The sequence below is a fragment of the Candidatus Kapaibacterium sp. genome (assembly GCA_023957315.1).
Lineage (GTDB): Bacteria > Bacteroidota > Ignavibacteria > Kapaibacteriales > UBA2268 > PGYU01.
In genome coordinates, this window is the sequence record JAMLHE010000028.1 from 1 (window position 1) to 4,287 (window position 4,287).

The 4,287-nt window shown below is 35.6% G+C and carries 4 protein-coding genes; 1 reads left to right on the forward strand and 3 read right to left on the reverse strand.

The genetic code is table 11. The annotated features are described in order from the left end of the window. Positions 1-237: 237 nt before the first annotated feature. The 3 genes from M9949_15075 to M9949_15085 all read right to left on the reverse strand — a co-directional run bounded on the left by M9949_15075 (position 238) and on the right by M9949_15085 (position 2,643). Positions 238-1,200: an SPASM domain-containing protein gene (locus M9949_15075; GenBank protein MCO5252726.1), complete on the reverse strand. Its 963-nt coding sequence runs from the start codon at positions 1,198-1,200 to the stop codon at positions 238-240. Positions 1,201-1,438: 238 nt separating this feature from the next. Beyond that, positions 1,439-2,074: an inorganic diphosphatase gene (locus M9949_15080; protein ID MCO5252727.1), complete on the reverse strand. Its 636-nt coding sequence runs from the start codon at positions 2,072-2,074 to the stop codon at positions 1,439-1,441. Positions 2,075-2,226: 152 nt separating this feature from the next. After that, entirely contained in the window at positions 2,227-2,643 is a 417-nt protein-coding gene (locus M9949_15085; protein MCO5252728.1) for a TonB-dependent receptor, read from the reverse strand. A gap of 177 nt (positions 2,644-2,820) precedes the next feature. Here M9949_15085 and M9949_15090 point away from each other — a divergent pair. Then, the coding region (locus M9949_15090) for a hypothetical protein (protein ID MCO5252729.1) at positions 2,821-4,287 on the forward strand (1,467 nt) is incomplete at its 3' end.

Here is a 4,287-nt window from a genome sequence, read left to right on the forward strand (position 1 = left end):
GTCCCATTTTATCACCTTATTGAAAGCCAAAGAGGCTGCCCTTGTGAGACAGCCTCACATTTTTTATGTTCAGTCCTCATCGTCATTCTGAGCCGCAGACGAAGAATCAAGATTTCATAAAAATACATGGATTGCTCACTTCGTTCAGAATGACAAAATAACAGTTTTTACCCGAAAAGGGGCTTAAATATCTTTACCTCTTACTCACAATAAACATTTTAATCATATAAATCATCGTTAAGTCACCTTAGATAAAGGATAATTAGTCAATCGTGGTTGCCAGTGCCAGTAGTTACAACCGGCACATTGCTCAATTGAAATGCCATTGTCTTTTTTATGAGCGATTCTTAAATTATTCAATGATTCGGAATGCCATACATCTCGCACAGAATCTGTGTTGATATTGCCAATAATTAATTCGTGCTTCCAGTCCATGCAACATGTTGAAACGGTTCCGTCCGAATTTATATCCATCGAATTCCAAAGAGAATAGCATGGATAGCGGTAGGAGACGGAATCAGAATTGTCGTACAAACCCCAAGTCAGTTTATCCCAAACTTCAATTTTGACCGGATAAGCCGACCAAAATTCTTTAAATAATTTTAGTTCATCCGCCATTTCGGGAAATTCCGGTAAATTGATTATTTGTACTTTTATTAATGGCTTGGTTTTATAATTTTCTGCCATTTCAAGAAAAGCAAGAATATTCTTTTTGACAAATCCGAAGTTGCCACCTCTGACTTTTTTATAAAAAGGCTCTGTCGCTGCACCTAAACTGAAATTAATAATATCAATTCTATTTTTGAGTATAGACTCCGAAATATTTTTATTGAGTTTGTGGGCATTCGACGTTAAATATACCTCGTGTTCGTGATTTAACTTCATTCTGTCCAACACGTCAATAATTTTAGGATATATCAGCGGTTCGCCGTCTTTATGCAATGCAATTCTCCTCTTCCCGACAGAATCAATTTCATCCATAATCTTAAGAAATAAGTCATAATCCATCATGCTGTGCTTCGGGCTGCTGCTTTCGGTTTGCGGTGGACAATGAACGCACGAAAGATTGCATATGGAACTGATTTCTATTCCAATTAGTGCCGGAAATTGAATGCTGGGGACCTCTAATTTCCCGGAAAGTTCTTTTATTCCGAAAATAAATTTATCTCCGGCTTCAAATTTCCTTATTTCTTTTTTCAATAAAGACTTTATATCTATCATCATATCTTATATGTCACTTTTATTAAATCAATTTATTTCATAAAATCAAATATTTATTGTCTCTGTAAAATCTAACAACTAAACCTAAAACAATAAAATTCTTACCATACAAAGAACAAAATTACGAATATTTTATTAAATGCGTAACGTTTATTTTTAATTCGACTTATTAAGGTCTAGTTTTATTTCAAAGAAGGAACGAATATGATATTTTTAATCATTGTTTATAAAAATCTCTATTTGCTTTGTAGATTGAATCAAGAGCGGGTTGTCCGTCATATTCTGATAGAATTTCCATTTTACCGACACCTTTGTAATTTGTCAACCAGATTCGCAATATGTCTAATACTCCCGGGTAGTGCTGATTTAAATCTTGAAATGAATGGACTTTGTTCCATTGTGAGGGAACTTGAATAGCAATAAACTTGTTGTCCTGTTCGCCGCTATCAATCATTTCAATGTAACCGATTATTCTGCAAGGAACAACTGTACCGCGCTCGATATGCTCACCAAGGACAAAAACGTCAACAGGGTCGCCATCGCCTCCGGAAGCTTCTGGTAACAGGGTTTGTGGCACAAAGCCATAATTGGCAGGATAGGGCAGATAGTTGATTACACGGAACGAATCTGGTGCAAGCTGCTCCCATTCTAACTGCCCGCTTACTTTATTGACTTCCCATTTTTGGTTTGTTCCTGCCGGTATTTCGATAACAACATTAACCAAGGAATCGGATGTGAACGGAGCAATGTCGTATAGTAAGTTCTGTGGTTTTTGAACGTCCGTTGCCGGTTTCTCGCCACAAGCAATGAAAAACAAAAATGAAAGACTAATTATATATGCTATTTTATACATTAAAATTCCTATTAAATGATTTATAAATCAATTTTTACACCAAACTGAAAACGTACATTATAGTACTCAGATTGCATGATTCTTGAACTAATCCCTTGAAAGTAATTTAGTGGTTGGTTCAGCAAATTGAGTGCATCGGCAAACACTCTGAACTAAGGAGTAATTGCATAATTGGCATTTATATCTAAGTGAACTGCCTTATCATAATATCTGTCGTAAAATGCTTCTTCTCCGAATTCATCAACAAAGGCTGTTGAATAATTCAAGGATGTTCTGAAAGAAAAGTTCTTACTATCGTAGGAAAGTGACGCATTTAGAGTATGTTCGGCGGTTCCCGGGAGTGAAATGTCATCGTCTTCTCTACCTTCGATACGAAAATCGCTTACACAACTTGTTGTATAAGTGTAATTTAAATAAACACCAAAACCTTTCCAGAAACCCGGTAGGAAGTCGAGTTGGCGTTGTGCAGAAAATTCAAATCCGAATATATCTACATTTCCACCATTGATTGGTTGACTGTATGTGTCCAAAGTTGCGCCATCGAACTCATAGTCTTCACGAGTTTCCACGAATATTAAGTTATTACGCGATTTATTTTTTAAACATTATAATTAATTATATATATATTGTTCTCAACCTTTATCCATTTGAAACATAGATTTAGTCCCCGCTTATAAATTAATTTGCATATAATAGGAAAATTTATTAAGTTAGCATAAGTATATGAACTGTTAAAGGGAATCATTATGAATTCCACCCAAAAAACTACTATTATCGCAGCGTTAATCGCTGTACTGGTACTATTTTCCTATGCTCATGCCAAGCCACCACCTGCTGACTTGGGCTACGAACCCCCTGACGGCTGGGAGTATATTATGAAACTTGATTCGACAGGCACTTTTAATTTACATTGCCATAATGACACATGTTTTTTAGCATCTCGTTTATATACGAACCCATCTGTTCTGATATATGTATTATCAACTGATGGAGGAGAAACATGGGAAAAAATCCCATCTTTACCTGCACCAAGAATTTTCAAACACAACTCCAACGCTTTACATCGTATGATTTTTGATTTTGACGAGAATAAGCGCTACTACGAAGTATCGTATGATTTTTTTAAAACAAGCGAGAGATATCAAGATGCAAAATTGTCCCTTGGTGCTAAAGACTTATTAGAAAGTCCTATTGATACAAATTTGCTTATATCTGTGCATGAAGGCAAACAAAGCACTCACACAGGCGAAATACATACTATGTCAATACAAATATCCCGAAACGCGGGCAGGAACTGGGAAATATTAAAATTGTTTCGATATTCGCATGGATTTACTACATATCAATTCAATTTTGATTGGGCAGAAAAAGAGCATTGGTTCTACAAATCGGGTGACGGCTATAATGATTTGGATTACGAAAGGCAAGCAGACAAATATTTCGAGACATTCGACAACGGCAAAACTTTTAGAGAAATCAAGTTTGACCCGATAGCTTATGAATATATAGGATTGGACGGTAAGAATACAATGAGGACTTTCGGAAAGAGACCTTATCGCTACTTAGATTCAGCTTCTCATATTTGGAGTTACTACTTCACAATCGAGGGAATACAAATATCGAAATATAGTGATGAAATTTTAAGTACGAAAAACATCAATTGGCTACAATTAATAGACCAATCAAAACCGAACACGAACATTGATTCGGGATATATTTTCACTTTAAATCAATACTACACGAAAAGCTTCCAATTCGACAATTCAAATTACAAAAATCAATATATTGATGCAGAAGAAAGAATAGACGTGAATTTGGGGAAACGTGAAGCATGGACTAATGAAATCTTTCTATCAGAAACAAAAGATTTAGGTAACATGTGGATACGATTAAACTATTTCAAAAAAAAGCCCAAAATAAGAAGTACTTTTTTAGACCAAGGAAATAAAACTCTGTGGCTACTGACAATTGACGAGCAATTTAGTTTTTCAACACCTCTTCATATATTCAAAGGCTCACTCTGGAAACTTAAGCTACCATGGGAACCAACGAGTGTAGAGGATTTCAAAGGCGATGATGAAAACATCGCCATCTATCCCAATCCGGCATCGGAATATATTACAATCCAAACTTCGGAAGTTTTGGAAACTTCCGAAGTTTCCGGAATTAGCATTTTCAATACACTTGGGGAATGTGTAATTGAATTAGCAGAT